The sequence below is a fragment of the Burkholderia sp. 22PA0099 genome (genome assembly GCF_047497165.1).
Lineage (GTDB): Bacteria > Pseudomonadota > Gammaproteobacteria > Burkholderiales > Burkholderiaceae > Burkholderia.
Genome location: NZ_CP163165.1, coordinates 2,967,115 through 2,990,856, shown reverse-complemented (window position 1 = coordinate 2,990,856; position 23,742 = coordinate 2,967,115). Strand labels below are relative to the sequence as shown.

Below are 23,742 nucleotides of genomic sequence, written 5' to 3'. Positions count from 1 at the left end.
TTCGGCTTCGAGGTATTTTAGATAGGTCTATTAGACGTCATGCTTCAGACGCCTTGCCGATGCGATGGAGGGCTGGGTCGAGCTTGTCTGCAACTTCGGCAGCCCATGTCCTCCACGTGATGTATCCGGTGTTTAACTGGGCTTGATCTGCCAGTTTGCTATCAAGGTACGCGACGTAAGCTCGAATCAGTTCCGCACGCTGCCAGTTTTCGACTTCGGAGAACAGGGACGCTTGCCTTCGGTTTTCCTCAGCAATGATTTTTGCCGCCTCCTCGCGTCGGATTTCGGCCTCTCTCCATTTTCGCTTCTGCTCATCCCATTCCGCGACGTTTGTCAGCGAGCCTTGGTGCCGATGCTTGATGGCTGCAAGAATGCGTTTCCACTGCTGTTCGAGCGGCAGGTCTCTGGTGTCCGACAACTCGGTTTGGCCTGGGCCTTGCTGTTCAACAAACAGTGTGAGCGTTCCGGTTGGCGTTAGCGTACGCACTGGCTCACGAGACTTGTCCCAGCTATTGGTGCGATACCGCGTACCTTGAATTAATTTTTCAGTAATGCGAATTCCGACGCGAGCTCCTTGCTTCGATAGCTCAAGGCGTTCATTGTCCTTTGCCATCTGAACCGTGTATCCCTCAAGCCCTGCTCCGTGGCAAAGGATGTTAAGAATTAACAGTCCTCGCTGATAGGTGCCCGTGGATAAACGAGCGGCGAACTTGCGGTGCGAGGTCACCAACAACTGCCCTGCATCACAAAAGGATTCCCAGCTTCCATAGACGACTTCACCTTTGTGCGGGTATTGCTTTCCGGGATGGCCCTGTTCCCAGTCATGTCTTTTTTTTAGATGGTCGGCGCGAGCGACACCTTTGTCCATTTGCTCACGTAACTGTTCGATGGCACGATGCCAATCTTTTTGATTGGGGCCATCGTTGGCGTTGGTTTTCTTCCCTTTCTGAATTCGCTTGTCGGCACGCATTTCGACAAGCTGTTTGGGCCGACCGATTATTGCTTCAACTGCGGATACGGCAGTTAGGATTTCCTGCTTGGACATCGCAGGCAGTTCAGGCCGCGGAATCGTATGTCCGAGGTCGACTCGCGTCCAATGCCCGGGCTGTGGGACGGGTATCTGGAATGCGTCACATACACGTCGCACATCTGTTCCCGAAATGCCGTATCGGTGACCGACATGCACCATAGGGGTAGTCCATACCTCCTGAAATAACTGGTCGCGATCGGGTAAGGGTGGGATCGGGCCTTTAGACATCAAACACCTCTTCGCATATCGAATAACCTTCGGGCGCTCCAGCCGCGATTCCAGTGGGAACGCATGAGTGTTGAACGGCGCTTTATGCTTGTTGGTGCGCAGCGGTTTAGTCACGTGTACGCCATTTGGATCACTCGCCTGGCGCGAACAATTGGGCCTGTAGTATTGCAGGCTCTGCGGGCAACGGCGCGATATGAATGTCTCGAACTTTCGCAACGTCGGTCACGACTTGCGTGATGTGATGTGTCGTATTGACCTGACGCCAGATCTGAGGATTGCCAGGGTTGGTACCGTCAATGGCGTTATCGCGGATGTACCGATCCGCCAGCGAGAAGTCGGCCCCAGCGAACTGACCGCTATCAACTATCCTTTGGCAGACATCGGCCATGATGCGCGAATCGCTGTCACCACTGCCGCCGCGCACGATCAGCCAGTCCGTTGGCGTTGCGTAGCGATAGTGGCGAATCGCTTGAGCACGTGCTTTCTTGAAATTCATCTTTGCGCAGTCTGCGGCGTAATCGCCGAAGATCATGTGCTCCGCTGTATTGGCGTCGAACTTCACGGCGTTGTGCCAGGCATGCCATTCGTTGCGGGGCCACGCTACCGTCTGTCCAGCCTGAGTGGCGGGGTTTTTCTCAGGATAGTGAGTACCTTGGAAGACGATAAGCTGCCAAGGGCCGAGATCCTGCAACGCTTCCAGAGCAAAACCGATAATCGGGCTCACTAATTGGAACTCGGAAAAGTCTGCGTCTGTGAAGTCGGCAAAGACGGCACACTCGCGGAACTCCAGAGACAGCTCACTGAGAATCGTGCTGAATGTTTTCTCAAGTTGCGGATCTTCCAGATCGCCAGATCGCACGCTTATTCCGAGCTTGAGCGTCTCGTCGGCGGGCAAAACTCTCTTTATGGCAGAGATCAGTTCGGAGCTCAGCTTGCTTATCGGCACGAAGGGGATCGCTCGGACATGGAGCGACCTAGCGCGGGCGAAAATCGGAGGCAACCATGTTTCGCTCTGTGCCGCCCTGCATTCGGGAATGAGATAAGAAAAGTCGATGAATGCCCGCCGGCCGCGCCAGTGAGTGCTCACAAGGCCGCCCACATCCGGCACGTTACACTCGGAGTTGAACAGCCGGGGCTGGGGGTTATCGTCACGATCGTCCGCTGGAGGGACGATAAGGCGGGGCAGAACGTGCCGTGCGACTCCGTCGTCAAGCTCCCTTATTCCAGCCAGCTCGCCGGCTTTTAGGCGCAATGCCGGACAATACAGGATCTTCGAACCCTCATGCATTCAGAACCTCCGACTACTGTTGAAAAAACAGCTTACGAACCTGACCTGAACCAATCTTGTCTGAGAATATTGCGTAATTCTGTCGTTCCATCCGGATACGCCCAAAGACCACTGCGGGAGAGATCCCGAGGCGTTGCGCGAAACGCTCGATGGTTTCAGCCGTCTTAGAAATACGCGCGGGCGAGCGTAACCAGAGGTCGTTGGGGATTAGCAGGCTACCGGCGAACTGATCAGCTTCCGCCTCCATCTCGTCAATTTCCCGCGTTTCAATGTTGTCAAAAAAACCAGCAGCTAGGCCTGTCCGGTAGTGGAGGATCACGTGCGCTACTTCGTGCAGTAGCGTGAACCAGAAGTTGTCCAGTGCGTCTCGACGAAGCGTCAGGCCGATCACCGGAATGTCATCGATCAGAAATGCCGCCCCATCGACTTTCATGCCCGGAACATGGCGCTCGACGACGACCACTATGCCATGGGCCAGCAGCAAGTCTCGGGCGAGAAGCGGACCATCCTCAATTGCGCTCAGGCCGGGAAGGTCTTTCAGCCATGCCATGTCGAGAGGGCGGTATTTGATCTTCTGGGCGTCAATGGTCGCTTTGGCCCGACGTGTCACCTGCGCCTTCCAGCAAAGCAAGGACCAGTCATCGGCGTGGTGTTCAACAACCAGGCCTGTTCGAAACAGCGAGGGTTTTCCGTGGCTTCCCACGTGCTCTGCGACATAGCGCACCAGTTGACTCAGTGCGTTTTCATCGGAATCGATATTTTCGAGCCAGCCGTTCTCCCTCGCATGTTTCAACACTTTCTGCGCCTGCTCGGCAGAAACATCCAGCGAAGGCAGAGACATCCAGGGTGCGGTGGCATTGGGACAGATATCAGCAGACAGATTCAGTCCTAGCGCCTTCGCTACACGAACAAAGCCGGCTAGGCTGATGGAACGGTAGAGATCCGCTTCGTAGCGCTGGATAGCCTGCTCGCGTAGGCCAATCTGCCGCGCGAGATCCTTCTGGGACCAACCCTTGGCAATGCGAGCCACGATAAGCATCTCGCCCAAATCGTTTTGAGCCCGCGCCTTCAGCTGCGCCAGATCGCCACGCTTGGCGTCCAGATAAGCATTGAGCATGGCCGTGAGTTCTGCACGTTCTGCGGTCAAAGCGCGCTGGACACCCGCCATGACCTCCGGGGGGAGGCCGCTGACCACCGACTTGAGCATTTGTTCCGACGAGGTCGCACATGACAATTCCTCGATCAGCCCGGTGACCTCGCGGGCATGGCGGTCGTTGGTGATAAGAGCTTGCGAAGACATGTGAGAATTTTACCCAACAAATTTGTTGGGTGCAATTGTGTTTCGCTCGTAGCACTTGGTCTATGACGATGAACATCGCCACACTGGTCGAGCGCAAGCAGTCGAATGCTTGCTGCGGGAAATCAGGAGTAAATTTACTTATGGGTTCGAGCGCTTTTGCGCGTGCTGATGGTCTACGGGATGACACTGCCCGACCCAAGCGGCTTCGACGCCAATATCTACGAGCGTTGAAAGTTGCAATTGATTGTCGAGCGCGGATTGTTAGGGCGGAGTGACATCAACACGAATTCAATCGTACTGTTCGCCAGAAGAATCGATTCCTGCTTGCTCGATCATCCACATCTCGATCGCATCATGCCATTTCCGAAGAAGGTCGATAGGGCGCCGGCGATAGTGCTTTTCCGCGATCGCTGACGGGCGATGGCCTTGAATTTGTGCGACAACACCTGTTTGGACTGGCCAGCCTTTCGTAGACATCTTCGAGCCATAATTTATGGCAACCGAGGAGGTCAGCATGAGCGGCAAGCGGTACACGGATGAGTTCAAGATCGAAGCAGTCAAGCAAGTTACCGAGCGCGGTCACTCGGTGGCGGATGTCGCCCAGCGGCTGGGCATTACGACGCACAGCCTCTATGCTTGGCGGGCGAAATTCGATAAGCCGGATGTTGTGCGGCAGGCGGAATTGGACCAGAACACCGAGGTGCGTAGGCTGAAGGCCGAACTCAAGCGGGTAACCGAGGAGCGCGACATTCTAAAAAAGGCCGCCGCGTACTTTGCAAAGGGATAACGGCAAAGTACGCATTCATTCGGGCCCATATCAACGAGCATTGCCTGCGTACGATGTGCGGTGTTCTCAACGTTCATCGCAGCGGTTATTACGCCTGGCGGCGTCAGTCGGGTAGTGAGCGCCAGCGCGAGGACGACCGGCTCCTCGGTCTGATCAAGCATCATTGGCTGACCAGCGGCGGCGTCTACGGTTACCGCAAAATCACGGTGGATTTGCGAGAATCGGGCGAGACGTGTAGTCGTCATCGCGTGTTTCGGTTAATGCGCGAAGAAGGGTTGCGCGCCGAAGTCGGCTACGGCAGCAAGCCTCGTTATCGTGGGGGCCCGGTTGGTGTGGTGGACAATGTATTGAATCGGGAGTTTGCCCCCGACGCGCCGAACAGAGTCTGGGTAACCGACATCACGTACATCCGAACTTACGAAGGCTGGCTGTATTTGGCGGCGGTCATGGATCTGTACTCGCGTCAGATCGTTGGCTGGGCCACGCGATCAACGATGGCCACTGATCTGGTGTTGCAAGCCCTGTTGGCCGCAGTCTGGAAGCGCAAACCGGGGCCCGGTGTCATGGTGCATTCGGATCAGGGCAGTCAGTTCACCAGCGATGACTGGCAGTCATTCTTGAGGGCTCACCATATGGTCCCGAGCATGAGTCGTCGCGGAAATTGCCACGATAACGCCGTTGCCGAAAGCTTTTTCAGCGCATTGAAGAAGGAGCGGGTCAAGCGGCGCATCTACCCGAACAGGACAGCAGCTTTCTCGGACGTGTTCGATTACATTGAGATGTTCTACAACCCGATTCGCCGGCATGGTTCCGCCGGCGACCTGTCACCTGTAGAGTTTGAGCGGCGCTACGCGCTAAACGGCTTGTGAGTGTCTATGAAACTCTGGCCAGTCCAGTTGGAACTTCCACCCACTCCGATAACGTACCAAATGAACGTCGGAGACCATGCAAGCTGAGATGAGGTAAATCGACGCTTGCTAGCGCCTTGTTGTGCGCGATCCTCGGTTCCGCCAATTTGCCGTCCTTAGCCTTCTTGCTTGCAAATACCCATGGGGAAGGGAACCACAACCTCCCTTGGTTTGCGAGCTCTCTGACTTGACGCCGATTCGGGGGCAGCTCGTTGAGGTGCTTGAGGTGTAGCAGCAACTCCGAGAAATACGGTGGAAGGGGAATCGTGCGGCCACCAGTTCCCTCGATCTTGTCGTTCAAAGTTAAGCTGCGCCAACGAAAGTCAACGTCGATCCATTTCAGAGATGCCAACTCTTCGCGTCGAGCTCCTGTGATCAGCAGCCCCTGAAGATATGCCGAGATTACAGGGTTAGGTATGGCCCTGACCGCGCTGAACCACGATGCCAACTGTTCCCGTTGCAGGCAGTCGCCTTCCTTTGCTCGTTGGCGCGGGATCGTATCTTTAACGGCCGGGTCAGTGCAGCAGTCAGAATTCGTTGCCGCACGAAACAGATCCGACGCCGCACACCATCGGATGAACGCGCGAAATTTTCGGTATGCGTTCGCTGCCATCGTCTTCCGAGTTGCCTGCTGACTGCGAAACCATTCCTTCACGACATCGGCATCGATTTGTGAGAGTGGCATATCGAGCAACGGCGCAAGAGGGCCGGCGACGGTGACACCTTCGCCGCGCTTTCTTGGTGCTCCGCCAGGATCGGCCGCCTGAATATGGTCGGCGCGATGTCGCTCTCCCCATTTTTCATGGGGGGCATCCATGTACGCGTTCCAGACCGTGCGAGCGAGCAGCGATGTTCTTAGCAACTCTTCTTCGACCATTTTCCGCGCAAGAGCTTCGCGCTCGAGACGTTCCTCTCGCGCTCGTGCATGCATCTCTTTCTCTGCGACGGCTACTTCTCGAGGATCTTTGCCTTCGCTCACGAGTGTTTGCAGGCGCCTGGCCTCGGTCTGAGCCTTTTCTATCGTGAAGCTGCGCGGGTCGCCGATGGTGATCCGCACGGTCTTCCCGTGCACCTTCGACTGAAAAATGTACGCCTTGACACCGTTCGCCGTGACACGGAGCCCAAGGCCGGGCGCTCGGCTGTCCCAGAGAAATGCTTGCGGCTTACCGTCGGGGCAGTGGTGCGCGTCGACTCGCGCGACCGTGAAGTTGACCTTGGACATCGGGTGAAGGGTTCCTAGTTTCCGTGTAACCGCCATGTAACCGAATTCTAGGATTTTAGATCAATCAAGGTCAACATCACTTTTCAGCGGTTTGATAAAAAGTTGTTTATTTTCAGTTGTTTGATGGGAGTCATCAACGTCGATCCACGCCAAGGAAGGTAAAAACCTTCTGCCTTCTAAGCCGTAGGTCACACGTTCGAATCGTGTAGGGCGGGCCAGTCGAAAGCCTTATGCAGCAAGGGTTTTGGGCGATTTCTTGGTCGCCTCATCGACCACCTGATCCACCGACATTGACAGAAACTTGACGTTGCCGGCGTGCTGCGCCAGATGGCTCAGCGCCAAGTGCGCATACTTCTGCACCATCGAAATCGTCTCCCAGCCGCCTAGCTCCTTCAGCATCATCAGCGGCGTCCCGCGCTGCACATGTCAGCTCGCCCATGTGTGCCTCAGGTCGTGTCAGTTGAAATCCACCATCCCCGCCTCGGCACATGCCCGATTGAAATCCCGCTTATCTATCTGAGATTGATGACCACCGGCTCCGGCTGTAAAGCTGCGATAACGGCGGCCGCCATCAAGATGCCGACGGACAACCAGAGGCCCACACGCACGCCATTGGGGCCATCGGAAAGCGCGCCACTCAGCACCGGGCCGATGCACTGGCCGAGTCCGAAAGCGATCGTCAATGCCGCAATGGCGCTCGTCCATGCGTGCGGTTTCGCAGCTCGGCGGGCAAACGATGTGACGGCTGCGATCACCGCGAGAAAAGAACCACCAAACAGGATCGCCGAGAGAAAAGCGCCGACCACATTGCTCCATATCAGCGGAATAGCGGCCCCTATCGCGACCATGCCGATCGTTGCCGCAGTTCCCCATCCGCCTTTAAGGCGTCCAAGAATGGGGCCCCACGCAAAGGCGGCGCCGATCGATGCAAGCCCCAGGATCGACCAGAACGCGGAAATTTCCGGGCCAGTCAGCCCTTCCTCGCTACGGAGGAATGCGACGATGAACGTTGCGTAGGCAATGTAGCCTGCGCCAAACAACGCGTAGGCAATAAGCTTGCGTGCCATAAACCAAGGCGACCATCCGCCTCGTGCGGCCTCGGACGACGTGTAGATGGTCGTGCGAGCGCGTTTGAGCGCGAAGCAGCCGAACGCTGTCGCCAGCAATCCCAATCCACCCAGTACCAACCATCCGCCGCGCCATCCGGTCGCGTTGAGCAGCGGGGGAACGGCCAGTGCCGAAGTGGTGACGCCGATGCCGGCGCCCGCAAAGTAAATGCCGAGCAAAGTGGGGGCCCGGCTTTGAGCACCCCCGGTGGCGGCTACCGAGGTAAGGCCCGCTCCAGCGACAAATGAGAGCGCCCCCGTAAAGCCGGCGATCGTTCGCAGTGTCAGCAATATCGTGAAGTCGGCTGTCAGGCCGGAGGCACCCACGAACACCGCCGTCAACAACAAGCCGAGCGCAAAAACGAGTTTGTCGCCGATCAGTTTCCCAATCGGTGCGGCGACCAATGCGCCAATCAAGTATCCGGCACCATTTGCCGTGTTCATCGCGCCGGCATCGGCAAAGCTCCATCCGAGCGCGCTGCGCATCGGAGGGAGCAGAAGCGCATAGGCGAAGCGTGCAAGGCCCAGCGCCACCGCCGGCCCCATCGCCAATCCGAATACAACCCAGACGGGCGCGAGGGGCGTGGAATTCAATGGGGGCGTTCGTTTTGAATGGGCAAGGGTGTTGTCGATAGCCATCGTGGCGTCCTGTGGGTTGACCATGAAGCCCTTGCTGTCGCCGGTGCCTTGGCTGCCATTTATCGTCAGTAAAATTAACGGTGTATATTCGTGCTGGGCTTCATTTTGGCCCGTATTATTCGATTGATTTTCGAGCGTGGCAAACGATGTAAACTAACCATCACTGATAGCCAGATTAACCGCGATGATCCCCAATTTGCCACCGCTCCAAACACTTCGGGCCTTCGAGGCGGCTGCTCGGCACCTGAGCTACAGTCGCGCGGCTGAAGAGCTGTCCCTGACGCATGGCGCGATCAGCCAGCATATTGCGCGTCTGGAACAAGAGCTTGGCGGGGTCACGCTCTTTGTTCGCCAGGGGCAGCGCATGCTGCTCACGGAGGCCGGGCAAGTTCTGGTGCTGGATCTGCGTGAGGGTTTGCAGCGACTGGCAGAGGCCTTTAACGCTGCACGCGCCCGTCCCCGAACACGCCAGGTCACGCGGACGCTGACAGTCAGCGTTCTGCCGAGCTTTGCGGCTCGCTGGCTGGTCCCTCGACTTTCGTTTTTTCAGTCGAGCCATCCTGATGTCGATATCGCCATTCGACCGACCGCGGCGCTTGCGGCGCTGGATGGTCGAGACGGGATCGATTTGGCGATTCGTTATGGCACGGGACACTGGCCTGGCTTGCACACGACAAAGTTGATGAAAAGCGTGATCTTTCCGGTATGCAGCCCTGCATTGCTCGCCCGAACATCGCTCAAATCGGCCGAAGACTTTCTCGACGTCACATTGCTTCGTAGTCCGAGACAGAAATGGAAGCCCTGGTTCAAGGCTGCAGGCCTTGCGCTTCCCGAGCCGACCCAAGGGCCGAGTTACGACGATGCGGGGTTGTTGCTGCAAGCCGCGATGGCGGGACAGGGCGTGGCGTTGGCACGATCCGTACTGGCCGCCGATGATCTTGCGGCGGGCCGATTGGTTCGTGTCGGCGACGTCGAGGCGGAAGATACGTACAGTTGGTTCGTGGTTTGGAGAGAGCCGCTATCGTGCGATCAGGACGATTTCAACGCCTTTCGCAAGTGGCTGGAATGTCAAACTGCCGCCGACGATCTCCGGCAACCTCGGCGTTTCCGCAAATGAAGGCCCATGGGGCATCATCGCAGTCGCACAACACTGGCTGGAAATGGCAGCCGCCACCCATCGGTTATTTTCTGAACAAGGTCACGCCGGATTCACGACAAAACGATCGCACGGCATGCGCGGACGTCATGCGCACTTTCGGCAAGCCGATATCGTCGAACATCGCCGCGTAGCGCGCTCGATTGGCGCGAGTGGTAACGGCAATGTGGCGAACCATTTCCCATCGCACCTTGTCTTCGGCCCCTGCAAGCGCTCCGGGGCGATCGCGTTCGAACAAGGTTCTCCGCAGATATCGGAGCAGGCTGATCGCGGTCGGCGTGTCGATGAGGATGAATCCCGTTGCGCGTTGCAATCGCTGAGGAAGACACACCGAGTAGTTGCCTTCCATTACCCAGTTATCCTCAGCAATGGCCCGATCATGCAGGGCGATAAACTCCCGTTGCGGGCGGGGTTGCCAATGGGTATCGGGCTGATGAAAAAGCTGGTCGAGATGTATGACGGGCAGTGCAAACGAGCGGCCGATGGCGCCGGCCAACGTTGATTTGCCACTGTTCGACGGCCCCATGATACATATGCGTGAGCCCAGGTCTGCGACGGAGATTGGCGACATGTGGAAGCTTGTGAAGACGGCGCGACCGTTCGGCATGCGCGACCGCGCGATCATACTCCGCGCGGCGTTGCGTGGCGCCGATGCGGCTTCGGCGAGCCCCTGCCGAAACGCCTTGGCACGTTTAGATGCAACGGGGGTATCGAAACCCGGATGAAATCGAAGCGGCCCTGTACGTCACCAACACGGTGCTCGCCCGGTTTCAATCGAAGTCGGTCGCAATGGCGATCCGACGCCATGCGTCGATGTCCTCACGAAACGCCGCCAGTTTGCGATCGGCGACGCCGTAGGCGACCGGCCCCAAGGGCAGGTGCAACGGCGGAGCGTCGCTATCGACGGCTCGCAGAATGACATCGATCGCCTTGGCCGGATCGCCGGCTTGCCTGCCATCGTTACTGTCGCGGTAAGCGCGCCGCTGGCCTGCAGTTTGGTCGTAGTCGCCGATCCGGTGTTTCGCCAGCGTGATCGAGCGCCCCAGGAAGGCCGTACGGAATGGGCCCGGCTCGACGATGACGACGCGCAGGCCGAAGGGCCGTATTTCCTGATCCAGCGCTTCGGACAGGCCCTCCACGGCGAACTTGGTGGCGGCGTAATAGCCCGAGCCGGCCCCCCCGCAATCCCCGCCGTCGAAGACAAATTGACGATGCGCCCACCGCGCCGCTGGCGCAGCATCGGCAATGCGGCACGGGTCACTTCGATCAGCCCGAACACGTTGACATCAAACATCGGGCGGTACTCGTCGGCCACGGCCTCTTCGATCGCGCCGAACAAGCCGTAGCCTGCGTTGTTGACCAGTACGTCCAGCCCACCGAAGGCTTGCGCCGCCAGCGCCACGGCAGCCCGAGCCTCCTCCGATCGTGTCACGTCCAGCGCACACACTCGCACCGTTTCCGGAAACTGCTGCGCCAAGGTTCGCAGCGTTTCGGGGTCGCGGGCGGTGGCCACCAGTTGGTCGCCTCGCGACGCGACAGCCTGGGCGAGATATTGACCCAAACCACTGGAGCAACCGGTAATCAACCAGGTTTTCTTCACGGTTTTCCCCTTCACTCAGTGCTGTTCTTCCGTATGTTCGATGAGCCACTTCAACACCGGCGCCAGCGCCTCATCGGAGTTCTTCTCGTAGATGAGCCCGTGACCGTTGCCGAACACGCCGTGATCGGGAAGATGCAGCAATTCGGCCTCGCTGCCGGCCGCCTTGAGTTGCTCGATCGCCGGCTGGCTGGCGGCGGCGAAGGCCGAGGCTTCGGCGGTGACGGCAACGATCGGCAATCCGGCGAGCGCGGGCAATCGGTGCGTGCCGGGCGCGGCCGCGCGCAACGCGTCAGGCGAAGCGACCGGCGGTTCCCAGGTCAGCGGCGCCGCGGCGAGGCCCCACGTGAGCGAGCCGATATTGGGAATCGTCGCAAAGGGCGGCCCCATGGGCTCGACGGCGACGATCGCCTTGACCAGCCCGGGCCGGCGGTCCGCCACCAGCCAGCCGACCGGCCCCGACGCCGAATGCGTCAGGAGGATTGCCGGGCCGATTCTGTCCAGCAACTTCGCGATCCGATCCGCTTCCATGTCTTCGGAAAACGCGAGGTCCGCGGGAAGCGGGCCATAGCCGGCGATGAATTCATCCATTGCCGCTTCATCGTCCCGAGCAAAGGGCCACTGAGTGTGTTGCCCCTCGTATTCGGCCGGGAAGTAGATATGGCGGCCGTGTTCGTAGGAGAACGGTGGCCCCATGGGGCCCATCGTTTCGGTGTGGAACGGCGAGCGGCCTTGCCCTGGACGGTCGGCGACAAGCACCGCGTAGCCGGCCTCCACCAGGCGCTGCGCCCAGCCGGGCCGGCCATCCGGCGTGTCGAACCACTCGGTGCCCTGATAGCCGCCACCATGCAGAAGTACGATTGGCCAGGGGCGCGTCACCTCGTCCGGCGTTTCCCACTCGACGAAGAGCGGGCCGCGTTGGTAGGTCTGTCCATTTCGTTCGATCCGATCGCCCGAAATCCACATATGCCCGCGACGCACGGTACGCGGGGAAGCATGTTTCCAGAAAGCCAAGATCATTCTCCTGTCTTCAAGCGTGAGGGGGTACGGCGTCGGTATTGCATTGACCCGCTCAAAGTGGGGCGACGCGAAAGCGCGTTGGGCGTATGTCGGTGAATTTCGGAACGTCGGCCATGACATCCGGGGTTTCCGGAGATCCAAAGGCGGCGTCGATTGCCGCTGCGTCGCGAAAGCGACATTCACAAATCACCAGCGTGCCGACGTGCGTCAACGGCGGAAAGAAAGCCGTGACGTCCTCGAGACCGTGGCGCTGCCATGCCTGCATGACGAGCGGGAGGTGCTGCTCGACGTAGTAGCGTCGATCGAAGCGACTGTCCGGCGTGCCCTCGTAGGTCACGTACACGATAGCGGGGGCAAGGTGCGCCATGACGATTTCCTTTATTTCCATTCGAGGGTGCGTAGTCTCGCTCAACTCATTATTGTTCGGCAATCGAATATAATGAACGGAGTCCGTTCAAATATGTGGGTGTTGGTATGGAGTGGGGCGACGTCAGGATCTTCCTTGCAATAGCGCGTACCGGCACCCTGGGCGCTGCCGCACGCGCGCTGCACTTGAGCCACCCGACCATGGGACGGCGGCTTCGTGTCCTTGAGGAATCCACGGGGCAGGTGCTTTTTCAGCGAACCACGGACGGCTTTGTTCTGACCGAGGAGGGTGCTGCGATCCTGCCGCTCGCGGAGCAAATGGAAGAGAGCGCGCTGTCCATGGAGCGGCGGCTGGCCGGCAAACAGCGGAAGCTGGAAGGCACGCTCAGGGTGTCGGCGGCCGATTGGTTCGGCGCCTATGCGTTGCCGCCGGTGATTGCCGAATACTCGCGCGAATACCCGCTTGTCGACATCGAGATTCTCACCGGAACGCGCTTGTTCAATCTGGCTCAACGCGAGGCGGATGTCGCTTTCCGTATCGTCCCGTTCGAGGGGCCGGACATTGTGCAAAAGCGGCTGCTTCGGATGCGATACGGGGTCTACGTCGCGACCTCCAGCACCGATCCGGTCGATGGCGACGGTGCGGGGAATCGGTTGATCGCGATGGACACCTCGACGGGGACATTCCCGGACATCGATTGGCTGAAGCGGCGCTTCCCGAATGCCAGCGTGGTATTGCAATCCAATAATCGCAATGTCCAGGCGCAGATGTGTGGCGAAGGGGTGGGTATCGCGGTACTACCCCGACCTGTCGGAGACCAGAACCGCGCCATCCGCAGGCTGGATTTGGATGACGACCCGCCGCCCAGAGAAATCTGGATGGGTTACCATCGCGATCTCAGCCGGTTGCATCGTCTTCGCGCATTCGTCGATCTCGCGATCAAGCACCTGGCGCATTCGTCGTTCGATGCTTCTTGAGGCGTATTGAGCTGGAACGCCGAGGCTGCGCGCCTAGCCTCACCGGTCAACATCCCGGCCATCAAATTGACGGAATGTTCGACCCGGACGACGAACAGCGCATTCGCGCCTCGCCGCGCCATCAATCGAAATACGAATCGTCGAGCAAGGTGTCTTCGAAGAAGGCGCCGAAGCGGCTGTCCCGATCACGGATGTGGATCTCCAGCACCCAGATCTCCTGGGACGGGCAAAACTCGATGCCCGACAAGGGGACGTTGACGATGGCCTTGTGCGGAAAATCGGCAATGCGGTGGCCCGGCAAGTCGAAATTCAACACCCAGTTTCGCCGTTCGGCGCTGGCTTTCGCGAAGTCGTACAACTGCTTGCCCGATGCCCCCGTGGCGAGCCAGTGGCGGCGCACTTCGTGGAAGATCGCCTTGACGTCGGCAGCACAGCGCGCCATTTCCGCATTCGCGCCGGTCACGAACGTGTCGCCGCCATCGCCTTCCCAGTGTTGCCAGCAGGGCCCGATATCCACCAGGAAGATGTCGTCTTCCCCGAGCACGATGTCGGGATCGTCCGGCGTGCCGCCGATCTGCACGGTGTTCTTTCCGAACCGCACGTACACGTCGTGCCAGCCCCGCAGCAGGCCCATCTCGGCCAGGATGTCCTTCGCCGTCTCGATTGCTTCGGACTCCATCATGCCGGGCTGCATCGCGGCGGCGATCGCCTGCACGGCACGACGGGTATGCTCGCGCGCGACGAGCATCTGTGCCGCGTCGTAATGCGATCCGACGGCTTCAAGCGGATTGTGTGGTTGGTTCATGAGCGGCTCGTTTCACGTTGGCAGCCGGATCGACGATCCGGTCAGAAGTCTTGTGGGGGAATACGCAGTTGCAAGCCCTCGTAGCGGGCGTCGGCGTTCAACTGGCACGACAGCCGGTCGCACGGGCCACTGGCCGGCAGCGCCGCCAGCAGGCGCCGCTCGGCCCTGGACATGACGGGCAGCCGAGCCAGGTCGGCCTCGTCGAAGGTGACGCGGCAGGTGCCGCACGACTGATTGCCGCCGCAGATCGCCTGGACGAAGTGCTCGGCAACGAGCGAGCGCATCAGCGGTTCTCCGGCCCGGCAACGCACGGCATGGCGCGCACCGTTGGGCAATTGCACCGACAGCGTGACAGGCGCGTCGGACGCGCGTGCGGCGGCATCCGCATGGGGCTCGGAGGGCTCGAAGGCGTCGAAGAAAAATCTGTCCTCCGGCAAGCCGCATGTCGTCATCAGACGCTCGCGCGCCATGCGCACCATGATGGGGGAGCCGCAGGCGAACACGTACGCATCGCCGAGATCGGGATGGTCGGCTGCCGCGATATCCTGCACGAAGCCTCGGGCTCCGGCCCAATCCGGAGCGCCCTCCCGCAGCACCGGCACGAAATGAAAATGGGCGCATTCCTGCTCCAGGGCGCGCAATGCCTGCGCCACGTAGAAGTCCTCGGGCCGATCGCCGCCCCAGTACAGCCACACCGCGTTGCGGGGCGCGCTCCTCGCGTGTCGTTCGATCATGGCCTTGAGCGGCGCGATGCCGGTTCCGGTCGCCAGCAGGATCACCTTCGCGCAAGCGTCGGCCGGCACGCTCCAAATGCAGTCGCCGTATGGGCCCGACAGCGTCAACGTGCTGCCGATCTCGATCCGCTCGCGCAGCATGTGCGAGAACGCCCCATGCTCGTGCAGGCGGATGTGCAGTTCGATCGCCCCGTCCGGGCGGCACGGCGAGGCCATCGAGTAGGAGCGATGCTGGTCCGTGCCCGGCAGCGCGATGCTCAAATACTGGCCCTCCCGATAATGGAACGCCGTATTTTCCGGGAGTAGGTTGAGGATCACGACGGATTGCCCGCGAAATTCGAGACTCTGGACCTGCGCCTGCATGATGCCCCCACGTCGATGTCCATCTCGCTGCCCGGCGTGTCGGCCGGGCTTCGGATGTGACGCGACTATACAAAGCGCCGACATCGAGCTGAAGTACCATTTGACGCGGCCGCCGCTGGACCACTATGCCGGCCGGCAGACGCCGGCGCGTGGCGATGTGGATGGCGACTTCTGGGCGAGCGTGGCGTTCCGCGACGAGGCGTTGCGCGTATGCGGCAACGGCATCTTCCGCGAGGTGCCGGAGTCGATGCAGCGCGGCGACCGAGTGCAGGCTCGATCCGTGCTGGACCCGCAACCCGGCTGCCGCCGGTTTTTCCTTGGCTGCGTCCAAGGCCGATAATTCGTATCGGCATGCCGTTAATGCGCCAGAATCTCACCGTGCCTCGATGGCTCGACGGGCGGCGCGGGCGTCGGCCATGCGTTGGCAGGACGTTTCGCGGGCCGTGATGACGTGCGGCGATCGCCACGAGTTCGGGCCACCGGTTCGGTTCGACACACACGAATCTTTTCCATTATGCAAAGCGCATTGCCCGAAACCGGGCGAGCGCAACAAACAGGTGACAGCATGCGGGTGCTATTGGTCGACGATTATTTGGACGGACTATCGGTCATGGAGGCGTATCTGACCATGAAGGGCTTTGAGGTTTCGACGGCGATCAATCCGGTTGATGCGATTTCCGTCGCGGGGCAATTCGAGCCCGATGTCGCCATCCTGGACATCGGTTTGCCCGGGATGGACGGCTATGCGCTGGCGGGCGTTCTGAGAAGTCAGCCACGGCATGCGAAGCTCCGGCTGTTTGCACTCACGGGGTACGGCCAGTCCGGCGACGGCAACCGTGCCGCCGCTGCCGGTTTCGAGCGCTATTTCGTCAAACCCATCGTGCTGTCCGATTTGGCGGAGGCACTCGCCACGCCCGAAGGAAAGAACGTCGGTCAGTAAGCGCGGCCGCCGTTCGACAGGGGGCGTTGACGGAAACGGCGGCGAGTCGCCGCCGTTTGCCCCATATGGTGCGACAATGAGCTTCCGATGTCCTCTCGCTCCCCGTAACGTCCACTTATCAAAGGCCAGCGTTGGCAACCTTTCATCCATCAGGAATCCCAAAGACCCCGACCGGGATCGCCGGATTTGATCAGTTGACCCATGGCGGGCTGCCGCGCGGGCGATCTGCGCTGCTGTGCGGCGCCGCGGGCTGTGGCAAGACCTTGTTCGCCATGACGTTTCTGGTCGAAGGGGCCACTCGGTATGACGAACCGGGCGTTTTCGTCAGCTTCGAGGAGCGCTCGGAGGATCTGGCCGCCAACGTGGCGTCGCTCGGCTATGACGTAGCCGAGCTTGCCAATCAGAACCGGCTTCTGATCGACCATATCGAGCTGCGGCCATCGGAAACCGACGAGACGCCGGATTACGATCTGGAAGGCCTGTTTATCCGCCTGGATGTCATGATCCGCAAGGTCAAGGCCCGGCGCGTCGTGATCGACACCATCGAAACCCTGTTTGCGTCGTTCAACGATGCAAGCATGCTTCGCTCCGAGTTGCGCCGTCTGTTCGGCTGGTTGAAGGAGCGTGGCGTGACGGCCATCGTCACGGGCGAGCGGGGCGACGGCACGCTCACGCGCTACGGCATTGAAGAATATGTGTCGGATTGCGTGATCGTGCTCGACAACCGGGTGCGCGACCAGGTCACCACGCGCCGGCTGCGCGTGGTGAAGTATCGGGGGTCTGCCCATGGCACCAACGAATACCCGTTCCTGATCGATGCCGAGGGCATTACCGTTTTACCGATTACTTCGGCGAGCCTGGATCATCCCTCGCCCGAAGAGATCCTCCCCACGGGCATAGCCGGCATTGATCGGATGCTCGACGGGGGCGGGATCTATCGCGGCTCGAGCGTCCTCATTTCAGGCCTCGCGGGCACCGGTAAAACCACGTTTGCGGCGGCCTTTGCGCAAGCGAGTTGCGAGCGTGGCGAACGGGTCCTGTTTTTCGAATTCGAGGAGTCGCCCGCTCAGGTCATCCGCAACCTCCGCTCGGTCGGCATCGATCTGGGCAAGTTCCTGGGCGACCAATTGCGTTTCGAATCGGCGCGTCCCAGCCTTTTCGGGCTGGAGATGCATCTTGCGCGCATGTATCGGGACATCGAAAAGTTCGATCCGTCCCTGGTCGTCATCGATCCGTTGTCCGCGTTCCGCGGGCTGGAGGATGAAGTGCATGCGGTATTCCTCCGCCTGATCGACATGCTGAAGGCGCGTGGCACGACATGTGTTTTCACCAGCCTGGTCGATGTGGCCACGGCCGCCTCGGTCAACGACCGAAGCGTGTCGTCCTTGATGGATGTCTGGGTCGCATTGTTCAACACCGAGGCCAACGGGGAGCGGAACCGGACGCTCTATGTGCTGAAGGCTCGTGGCATGGCGCATTCAAACCAGATCCGCGAATACACGCTGAGTTCGGACGGAATCGAGCTGGTGCCGGCGTACATCGGTGCAGGAGGCGTGTTGACCGGGGCCGCGCGGGTTTCGCAGGAGTCCAGGGAGCGCGCGGAAGCCGCGGCGCGAATGGAAAGTGCGCAACGGGCGCACCGTGAGGCAGAACGCAAGCGCCAGGCGATCAAGCGGCAGATCGCCGAACTTCAGGCCTCTCTGAATGAGGAAGACGAAGAAGCGAGCGCACAAGATCAGGTCACGCGCATTGCCGAGGAAACGGCGAGCGAAGATCGGGAAACTCTCGCGCGACGGCGAGGTGCCTGACGTGAGAATGACTCTATCGTTCCGCGGGGAGCGCCCGAGGGGCGTCTTTTCACAGTTGCATGGCACTCGCTTACCGCGCAACGTTCGACACGATACGAAAGGCGCCATGTGACCCATTCGACCGCTGTACCCGGCCCTGATCCGGAGCGGTATGTCTTGAAGCTTTACGTCACCGGCAGCACGCCGCGCTCCGCCCGGGCGATCGAGAATGCGGGCAGACTTTGTGCGACCGTGCTGGCCGGCCGTGTCGATCTGCAGATCATCGATCTGTACCTCGATCCGGAGGCGGGCATGGAGGATCAGATCATCGCCGTCCCCACGCTCGTCAAAGTCTTTCCGCTTCCCGTACGACGCATCATTGGCGATCTGTCCGATCGCGACAAACTTTTAAGTGCACTCAGCCTGCCACTTTCCGGAGTCGACAAGCATGCCTGACCGCGAGTACGACGATCGCGAATCCAAGCTGGCAGATCTGACCCACGAAGAACTTCGGGCCAGATTGCAGGAGGCGGAGGAAGCGCTCGATGCAATCCGAAGCGGGGCGGTCGACGCCGTCGTCGGCGAGCAGAATCATTCGGCGCGCCTTTACACGCTGGTGAATGCGGACCGGCTATACCGCGAACTCATCGAGCAGATGCAGGAGGGCGCGCTGATGCTCTCCGCCGATGGCTCGGTGTTGTATGCCAACCGCGTGGTCGCCGAACTGCTGGGAAAGCAACACGCCGTAATCGTGGGGCAGGCGTTCGCCCGGCATCTCGATGCCGCGGCGCTTCCCGATTACGCCAGCTTCCTGGCGGCCGGAAGCACCCGGCCGGCACGCCGTGAATTCGAACTGATCAATGACAGCGGCGCGGCCATCGCCGTCTCGATTTCGCTGAGCCCGTTGCTTGTCAGCGATCTGGCGGACCAGATCATCGTGTGTGCGGTGATCACCGATCTGCGCGAGCAACGGCAGGCGGAGGCGCAGCGGCGCCAGTCGCAGAAGATGGAAGCGGTCGGCCAGTTGACCGGCGGGCTCGCGCATGATTTCAATAATCTGCTGCAGGCAATTCACGGCAATCTCGAACTGATTCAGCACATGGCCGCCGATGCGGAGAAAGTGCAGAAATGGGCGCAAAATGCGGCGCGCTCGGTGATGCGCGGGGCAAAGCTGACCGCGCAGTTGCTGGCTTTTTCCCGAACCCAGCAAGTTGCGCTGTCTTCCGTGGTGGTGGACGACTTGATCACCGGCATGTCGGAGATGCTGACGAGAAGCCTGGGAACCGGTATCGACATCACGTTCGAGCTGCACGCATCCGCCACCCCGGTCGTGGCCGATTCGACACAGCTCGAACTCGCATTGTTGAATCTGGCAATCAACGCCCGAGACGCCATGCCGGAGGGGGGCGCGTTGGTCATCGCTTCGCGCGTGGTCGAGATTGGCGGCGATCCCGAGTTGACGCGGGGCCGCTATGTCGAGATCGGCGTCACGGACAACGGTCACGGCATGCCCGATCATGTCCGTGCCAAGGCATTCGAGCCGTTCTTCACGACCAAGGAAATCGGTGCGGGTACCGGGCTTGGATTGGCGCAGGTGTTCGGCATTGCCCGTCAGGCAGGCGGAACTGCACGAATCGAAAGTGAAAGCGGAATCGGCACCAAGGTGACCATCCTCCTGCGCCTGACGGAACCGGCGGTGGTGGCCAGCTCGTCAACCCGAGAGAAGGCGTCCGCCTATGCGACCGAGCCGAAATATGTTCTGGTGGTCGACGATGACGACGCCATTCGGACCGCACTTGTCGACTCGCTGGAAATGCTCGGCTACATCGTCGATGTCGCAGCCGATGCACCGGCGGCGCTGCAATCGCTGGATCGGCGGCAGCACGATATCGTGTTGCTGGATTACGCCATGCCACGTGTCACGGGCGGCGAGCTGGCCGTCGCGATGCGTCAGCGCTCGCCCCGATTGCCCATCGTGTTTATCACGGGATTTGCCGACAAGCTCGATTTCAGCGCGATATCCGGCCCCGAGCCTGCGGTGCTTTTGAAGCCGTTTCCACTGGAAATCCTGGCGAGCACGATCGCACGGATGTTGGTTTGACGTCGGCACGACGCATCGAGGCGTTACGAGATCGGAATCGGCGTGCCGGCTGATCAGGGCAGGTGATTGCCGCCGGTCACGCCGTAAACCTCGCCGGTCACATAACTCGATTCCTGCGAGGCGAGCAGCACGTAGATCGGCGCAAGCTCGGCGGGCTGGCCGGGGCGCTTCATCGGCGCTTCGGAGCCAAATACCTCGACCTTCTCCTGCGGCTGGCCGCCGCTCGGTTGCAGCGGCGTCCAGATCGGCCCCGGCGCGACCGCGTTGACGCGCACGCCCCGGTCGATCACCTGTTTGGCGAACGCGTGCGTGAAGGCCGTGATCGCGGCCTTGGTCGACGCGTAATCGAGCAGCCCGGGGCTCGGCTGGTAGCTCTGGATCGAGGTGGTGTTGATGATCGTGCCGCCGCGCGGCAGATGCGGCAGGGCGGCCTTGCAGAGCCAGAACATCGCGAACACGTTGGTGCGGAACGTGGCTTCGAGTTGCGCGGTGCTCAGGTCGGCGATGTGCTCGACGTACACCTGCTTGCCGGCGACGTTCACGAGAATGTCGAGGCCACCGAGCGCGCGCACGGCATCGTCGACCAGCTTCGTGCAGAACGCTTCGTCGCTGATGTCGCCAGGCAGCGCCACGGCCTTGCGGCCGGCTTCCTCGATCAACCGGACGACCTCGCCGGCGTCGGCCTCCTCATCATGTAAATAGTTCAAGGCGACGTCGGCGCCTTCCCGCGCGAAGGCGATCGCGGTGGCGCGTCCGATGCCGCTGTCGGCGCCGGTAATCAGCGCGCGACGGCCCTTGAGGCGTCCTGCGCCGCGATAGCTCTGCTCCCCGTGATCGGGCTTCGGATGCATCTTGCGGGCCAGGCCCGGCGCGGGTTGCGGCTGTCTGTCGAAGTCGGGCTGCGGATATTGCGTGAGCGGGTCCTGCATGGTGGTCTGATCGGGTTTGTCGGTCATGAGAGCGCTCCGTGTTCTGTTGGCAAGGCGGGACGCGAGGTCCGCTACGTCTGTCGATGTCAGCAACAGTCGTGCCATCGTGATCGACGGTTCAAGGTTTTGCGGCGCAGGTCCGGCCGGATCGCGTCATGTCGCGATCGCGGCACGACGCTTGCGCATTCATCTGCGCAACCTGCGCGAGGAAGGCGGCCGGCCCCTGTCGGTGCGCCGCGCGCATGCATGGAGGAACAGCGCGATGGCGACAGTCGGAGATTTCATCGTCGAACGGCTTGCGGAGTGGGGCGTGCGGCGCATCTACGGGTATCCGGGCGACGGTATCAACGGCGTGTTCGGCGCGCTGAACCGCGCCGAGGGCAAGATCGATTTCGTGCAGGCCCGGCACGAGGAAATGGCGGCGTTCATGGCGAGCGCGCATGCAAAATTTACAGGCGAGCTGGGCGTGTGCATCGCGACGTCCGGCCCCGGCGCGTCGCATCTGATCACCGGCCTCTACGATGCCCGGCTCGATCACATGCCGGTGTTGGCGCTGGTGGGGCAGCAGGCGCGTGCCGCGCTCGGCGCGCATTATCAGCAGGAACTCGATCTGGCCGCGATGTTCAAGGATGTCGCCGGCGCGTTCGTGCAGACCGCCATGGTGCCCGCGCAGGTGCGCCATCTGATCGATCGGGCCGTGCGCACCGCGATCGCGACGCGCACCGTGACGGCGATCATATTGCCGAACGATCTCCAGCAACTCGATTACGAGCCGCCGAAGCGTGTGCACGGCACCGCGCATTCGGGCGTCGGTTATGCGCGGCCCAAGGTCGTGCCCTACGAGGCCGATCTGCAGCGCGCGGCCGAGGTGCTCAATGCGGGCTCGAAGGTCGCGCTGCTGGTGGGCGCCGGCGCGCTGGGCGCGACCGACGAGGTGATCGCCGTGGCCGACCGGCTCGGCGCCGGCGCGGCGAAGGCGCTGCTCGGCAAGGCGGCGCTGCCCGACGATCTGCCCTGGGTAACGGGCTCGATCGGCCTGCTCGGCACCGAGCCGAGCAGCGAGCTGATGAACGAATGCGACACGCTGCTGATGATCGGTTCCGGTTTCCCCTACGCCGAATTCCTGCCGAAAGAGGGCAAGGCGCGTGGCGTGCAGATCGACCTGAAGGCCGACATGTTGAGCCTGCGTTATCCGATGGAGGTGAATCTGGTCGGCGATGCCGCGGAAACGCTGCGCCAGTTGCTGCCGCTGCTGAAGGAGCGCGACACGCATCCTTGGCGCGACCGGATCGCGCGCTGGAACCGGCGCTGGCACGACACGCTCGCCAAGCGCGCGCTGGCCGATGCGAGCCCCGGGCGCGGCGTGAATCCGCAGCGCGTGTTTACCGAGTTGTCGCCGAAGCTGCCCGCCGACGTGATCCTGACCAGCGACTCCGGCTCGTGCGCGAACTGGTACGCACGCGATTTGATGATCCGGCGCGGCATGATGGCATCGCTGTCGGGCGGGCTCGCGTCGATGGGAGCGGCCGTGCCATATGCGATCGCGGCGAAGTTCGCGCATCCCGCGCGGCCGGTGATCGCGGTGGTGGGCGACGGCGCGATGCAGATGAGCAACATGGCCGAACTGATCACGGTGGCGAAGTACTGGAAGCGTTGGCCGAATCCGCACTGGATCTGCATGGTGCTGAACAACGAGGATCTGAACCAGGTGACGTGGGAGCAGCGCGTGATGGAGGGCGATCCGAAGTTCGACGCGTCGCAGCAGGTGCCGAACGTGCCGTATCACAAGTTCGCGGAGCTGATCGGGCTGAAGGGGATCTACGTCGACGATCCGGCGCAGCTCGCGGCGGCCTGGGACGAGGCGCTGGCGGCCGATCGCCCGGTGCTTCTGGAGGTGAAGAGCGATCCGGAGGTGCCGCCGCTGCCGCCGCACGTCACGCTGCAGCAGGCCAGGCATTTTGCCGAGACGCTGGTCAAGGGCGATCCTCGCGAACGCAGTGTCGTCGCCGATACCGCGCGGCAGGTGCTGGCGTCGGTGCTGCCGGGGGGAAAGCATGATGGCAAATCGTAACGAGGCGCGTGTCGATGCGGCGTGGGTTCGGCATGGCGCAGGCAGTGGGTCGACCACAAAGGACATTCATCATGGGTAAGAAGGGCAGTGAAAGTGTGCAGACACTGACGCAACCGGTTGCGCTTGTCGAACTGAGCGAGAAGCTTGCCGACCTCGTGCGAACCGGCAGCCTCGACACGCGTTGTGCCGCGAAATTGCTGGACCGGCTGGAGAAGGAGGCCGCAGCCGTGGTCGACCGAGACGCGGCGTCGGAGGACGCCTTGAAGCCTGCCCTGAAGGCGTTGAAGCACGCGATCCGTGATTCGGATGCCGGCACCTTCGTGAAGGCGAGCGCCGCGCTGCGCTGATCGGCCCGCACGGTTGAACGCGGAGGCGGTGCGGCCTGCA

General features: G+C 61.2%; 22 protein-coding genes and 3 pseudogenes. 10 read left to right on the top strand and 15 right to left on the bottom strand.

The genetic code is table 11. The features are described from left to right. Window positions 1-37 precede the first annotated feature (37 nt). The 4 genes and pseudogenes from AB4851_RS28680 to AB4851_RS28665 all read right to left on the bottom strand — a co-directional run. Window positions 38-1,045, bottom strand: a complete 1,008-nt coding sequence (locus tag AB4851_RS28680; protein WP_414449785.1) for a hypothetical protein — start codon at window positions 1,043-1,045, stop codon at window positions 38-40. A gap of 343 nt (window positions 1,046-1,388) precedes the next feature. Continuing rightward, on the bottom strand, window positions 1,389-2,546 hold the full coding sequence (locus AB4851_RS28675; protein ID WP_414449784.1) for a beta family protein: 1,158 nt from the start codon (window positions 2,544-2,546) through the stop codon (window positions 1,389-1,391). 13 nt (window positions 2,547-2,559) lie between these two features. Continuing rightward, window positions 2,560-3,846 (bottom strand): helix-turn-helix domain-containing protein, encoded by a 1,287-nt coding sequence (locus AB4851_RS28670; protein ID WP_414449783.1) that lies wholly within the window; start codon window positions 3,844-3,846, stop codon window positions 2,560-2,562. Window positions 3,847-4,134: 288 nt separating this feature from the next. After that, window positions 4,135-4,302: pseudogene (locus AB4851_RS28665) on the bottom strand (preprotein translocase); the annotation flags it as partial. A 58-nt stretch (window positions 4,303-4,360) separates the two neighbouring features. On the opposite strand from AB4851_RS28665, the gene AB4851_RS28660 reads away from it, so the two are divergent. Beyond that, window positions 4,361-5,502 (top strand): IS3 family transposase gene (locus AB4851_RS28660; RefSeq protein WP_414446794.1). Its coding sequence is split into 2 segments (ribosomal slippage): window positions 4,361-4,607 and window positions 4,607-5,502, totalling 1,143 coding nucleotides; the frame shifts between segments, so codons are not numbered across the junction. 4 nt (window positions 5,503-5,506) lie between these two features. Here AB4851_RS28660 and AB4851_RS28655 read toward each other — a convergent pair. The 4 genes and pseudogenes from AB4851_RS28655 to AB4851_RS28640 all read right to left on the bottom strand — a co-directional run bounded on the left by AB4851_RS28655 (window position 5,507) and on the right by AB4851_RS28640 (window position 8,415). Continuing rightward, window positions 5,507-6,763 carry an integrase arm-type DNA-binding domain-containing protein gene (locus AB4851_RS28655; RefSeq protein ID WP_414449782.1) on the bottom strand — a complete coding sequence of 419 codons (1,257 nt, stop codon included), beginning with the start codon at window positions 6,761-6,763 and terminating at the stop codon, window positions 5,507-5,509. 60 nt (window positions 6,764-6,823) lie between these two features. Continuing rightward, entirely contained in the window at window positions 6,824-6,955 is a 132-nt protein-coding gene (locus tag AB4851_RS28650) for a hypothetical protein (protein WP_414449781.1), read from the bottom strand. A gap of 36 nt (window positions 6,956-6,991) precedes the next feature. Next, window positions 6,992-7,312: pseudogene (locus AB4851_RS28645) on the bottom strand (tyrosine-type recombinase/integrase); the annotation flags it as partial. After that, window positions 7,276-8,415, bottom strand: a complete 1,140-nt coding sequence (locus tag AB4851_RS28640) for a YbfB/YjiJ family MFS transporter (RefSeq protein ID WP_414451970.1) — start codon at window positions 8,413-8,415, stop codon at window positions 7,276-7,278. The pseudogene AB4851_RS28645 and the gene AB4851_RS28640, both read right to left, overlap by 37 nt. A 277-nt stretch (window positions 8,416-8,692) precedes the next feature. Here AB4851_RS28640 and gcvA point away from each other — a divergent pair, with 277 nt between their 5' ends. Further along, window positions 8,693-9,625 carry a transcriptional regulator GcvA gene (gcvA, locus tag AB4851_RS28635; protein ID WP_414449780.1) on the top strand — a complete coding sequence of 311 codons (933 nt, stop codon included), beginning with the start codon at window positions 8,693-8,695 and terminating at the stop codon, window positions 9,623-9,625. A gap of 64 nt (window positions 9,626-9,689) precedes the next feature. Here gcvA and AB4851_RS28630 read toward each other — a convergent pair whose 3' ends face one another. The 4 genes and pseudogenes from AB4851_RS28630 to AB4851_RS28615 all read right to left on the bottom strand — a co-directional run bounded on the left by AB4851_RS28630 (window position 9,690) and on the right by AB4851_RS28615 (window position 12,648). Continuing rightward, window positions 9,690-10,190, bottom strand: coding sequence for an AAA family ATPase (locus tag AB4851_RS28630; protein WP_414449779.1), 501 nt, complete (start codon window positions 10,188-10,190; stop codon window positions 9,690-9,692). A 244-nt stretch (window positions 10,191-10,434) separates the two neighbouring features. Beyond that, window positions 10,435-11,264, bottom strand: a pseudogene (locus AB4851_RS28625) (oxidoreductase). A gap of 15 nt (window positions 11,265-11,279) precedes the next feature. After that, window positions 11,280-12,275 (bottom strand): alpha/beta hydrolase, encoded by a 996-nt coding sequence (locus tag AB4851_RS28620; RefSeq protein WP_414449778.1) that lies wholly within the window; start codon window positions 12,273-12,275, stop codon window positions 11,280-11,282. Between the two features lie 58 nt (window positions 12,276-12,333). Next, window positions 12,334-12,648: an EthD family reductase gene (locus AB4851_RS28615; protein WP_414449777.1), complete on the bottom strand. Its 315-nt coding sequence runs from the start codon at window positions 12,646-12,648 to the stop codon at window positions 12,334-12,336. A 107-nt stretch (window positions 12,649-12,755) separates the two neighbouring features. Here AB4851_RS28615 and AB4851_RS28610 point away from each other — a divergent pair, with 107 nt between their 5' ends. Continuing rightward, window positions 12,756-13,625, top strand: coding sequence for a LysR family transcriptional regulator (locus AB4851_RS28610; protein WP_414449776.1), 870 nt, complete (start codon window positions 12,756-12,758; stop codon window positions 13,623-13,625). Window positions 13,626-13,746: 121 nt separating this feature from the next. Here the strand turns inward: AB4851_RS28610 and AB4851_RS28605 are convergent, their stop codons facing one another. Further along, complete coding sequence (locus tag AB4851_RS28605; RefSeq protein WP_414449775.1) at window positions 13,747-14,430, bottom strand: M24 family metallopeptidase; 684 nt, start codon at window positions 14,428-14,430, stop codon at window positions 13,747-13,749. A 41-nt stretch (window positions 14,431-14,471) separates the two neighbouring features. Further along, window positions 14,472-15,527 (bottom strand): FAD-binding oxidoreductase, encoded by a 1,056-nt coding sequence (locus AB4851_RS28600; RefSeq protein ID WP_414449774.1) that lies wholly within the window; start codon window positions 15,525-15,527, stop codon window positions 14,472-14,474. Between the two features lie 100 nt (window positions 15,528-15,627). On the opposite strand from AB4851_RS28600, the gene AB4851_RS28595 reads away from it, so the two are divergent. The 5 genes from AB4851_RS28595 to AB4851_RS28575 all read left to right on the top strand — a co-directional run bounded on the left by AB4851_RS28595 (window position 15,628) and on the right by AB4851_RS28575 (window position 20,355). Next, window positions 15,628-15,867, top strand: a complete 240-nt coding sequence (locus AB4851_RS28595; RefSeq protein ID WP_414449773.1) for a hypothetical protein — start codon at window positions 15,628-15,630, stop codon at window positions 15,865-15,867. Window positions 15,868-16,041: 174 nt separating this feature from the next. Then, on the top strand, window positions 16,042-16,467 hold the full coding sequence (locus tag AB4851_RS28590) for a response regulator (protein ID WP_414449772.1): 426 nt from the start codon (window positions 16,042-16,044) through the stop codon (window positions 16,465-16,467). A 131-nt stretch (window positions 16,468-16,598) separates the two neighbouring features. Then, a complete protein-coding gene (gene kaiC / locus AB4851_RS28585; RefSeq protein ID WP_414449771.1) occupies window positions 16,599-18,275 on the top strand; it encodes a circadian clock protein KaiC in 1,677 nt (558 codons plus the stop codon). Window positions 18,276-18,383: 108 nt separating this feature from the next. Beyond that, window positions 18,384-18,710: a circadian clock KaiB family protein gene (locus AB4851_RS28580; protein WP_414449770.1), complete on the top strand. Its 327-nt coding sequence runs from the start codon at window positions 18,384-18,386 to the stop codon at window positions 18,708-18,710. Beyond that, on the top strand, window positions 18,703-20,355 hold the full coding sequence (locus tag AB4851_RS28575; protein WP_414449769.1) for a response regulator: 1,653 nt from the start codon (window positions 18,703-18,705) through the stop codon (window positions 20,353-20,355). The genes AB4851_RS28580 and AB4851_RS28575 overlap by 8 nt, the downstream gene beginning before the upstream one ends. A gap of 53 nt (window positions 20,356-20,408) precedes the next feature. Here the strand turns inward: AB4851_RS28575 and AB4851_RS28570 are convergent, their stop codons facing one another. After that, complete coding sequence (locus AB4851_RS28570; RefSeq protein WP_414449768.1) at window positions 20,409-21,311, bottom strand: SDR family oxidoreductase; 903 nt, start codon at window positions 21,309-21,311, stop codon at window positions 20,409-20,411. A gap of 235 nt (window positions 21,312-21,546) precedes the next feature. Between AB4851_RS28570 and AB4851_RS28565 the strand changes: the two genes are divergently transcribed. Both AB4851_RS28565 and AB4851_RS28560 read left to right on the top strand, forming a co-directional pair. Further along, the gene (locus AB4851_RS28565) at window positions 21,547-23,355 is read left to right on the top strand and encodes a thiamine pyrophosphate-requiring protein (protein WP_414449767.1); all 1,809 of its coding nucleotides are present in this window, start codon (window positions 21,547-21,549) and stop codon (window positions 23,353-23,355) included. 71 nt (window positions 23,356-23,426) lie between these two features. Then, entirely contained in the window at window positions 23,427-23,702 is a 276-nt protein-coding gene (locus AB4851_RS28560) for a hypothetical protein (protein ID WP_414449766.1), read from the top strand. Window positions 23,703-23,742: the final 40 nt, after the last annotated feature.

Bases quoted from the DNA above. Each gene is read 5' to 3' on its own strand.
- AB4851_RS28655 (WP_414449782.1), bottom strand. From the start codon at position 6,763: ATGTCCAAGGTCAACTTCACGGTCGCGCGAGTCGACGCGCACCACTGC.
- AB4851_RS28575 (WP_414449769.1), top strand. From the start codon at position 18,703: ATGCCTGACCGCGAGTACGACGATCGCGAATCCAAGCTGGCAGATCTG.
- AB4851_RS28680 (WP_414449785.1), bottom strand. From the start codon at position 1,045: ATGTCCAAGCAGGAAATCCTAACTGCCGTATCCGCAGTTGAAGCAATA.
- AB4851_RS28560 (WP_414449766.1), top strand. From the start codon at position 23,427: ATGGGTAAGAAGGGCAGTGAAAGTGTGCAGACACTGACGCAACCGGTT.
- AB4851_RS28630 (WP_414449779.1), bottom strand. From the start codon at position 10,190: ATGGGGCCGTCGAACAGTGGCAAATCAACGTTGGCCGGCGCCATCGGC.
- AB4851_RS28565 (WP_414449767.1), top strand. From the start codon at position 21,547: ATGGCGACAGTCGGAGATTTCATCGTCGAACGGCTTGCGGAGTGGGGC.
- AB4851_RS28675 (WP_414449784.1), bottom strand. From the start codon at position 2,546: ATGCATGAGGGTTCGAAGATCCTGTATTGTCCGGCATTGCGCCTAAAA.
- AB4851_RS28640 (WP_414451970.1), bottom strand. From the start codon at position 8,415: ATGGGGCCGGCGGTGGCGCTGGGCCTTGCACGCTTCGCCTATGCGCTT.
- AB4851_RS28610 (WP_414449776.1), top strand. From the start codon at position 12,756: ATGGAGTGGGGCGACGTCAGGATCTTCCTTGCAATAGCGCGTACCGGC.
- AB4851_RS28605 (WP_414449775.1), bottom strand. From the start codon at position 14,430: ATGAACCAACCACACAATCCGCTTGAAGCCGTCGGATCGCATTACGAC.
- AB4851_RS28615 (WP_414449777.1), bottom strand. From the start codon at position 12,648: ATGGCGCACCTTGCCCCCGCTATCGTGTACGTGACCTACGAGGGCACG.
- gcvA (WP_414449780.1), top strand. From the start codon at position 8,693: ATGATCCCCAATTTGCCACCGCTCCAAACACTTCGGGCCTTCGAGGCG.
- AB4851_RS28670 (WP_414449783.1), bottom strand. From the start codon at position 3,846: ATGTCTTCGCAAGCTCTTATCACCAACGACCGCCATGCCCGCGAGGTC.
- AB4851_RS28590 (WP_414449772.1), top strand. From the start codon at position 16,042: ATGCAAAGCGCATTGCCCGAAACCGGGCGAGCGCAACAAACAGGTGAC.
- AB4851_RS28600 (WP_414449774.1), bottom strand. From the start codon at position 15,527: ATGCAGGCGCAGGTCCAGAGTCTCGAATTTCGCGGGCAATCCGTCGTG.
- AB4851_RS28570 (WP_414449768.1), bottom strand. From the start codon at position 21,311: ATGACCGACAAACCCGATCAGACCACCATGCAGGACCCGCTCACGCAA.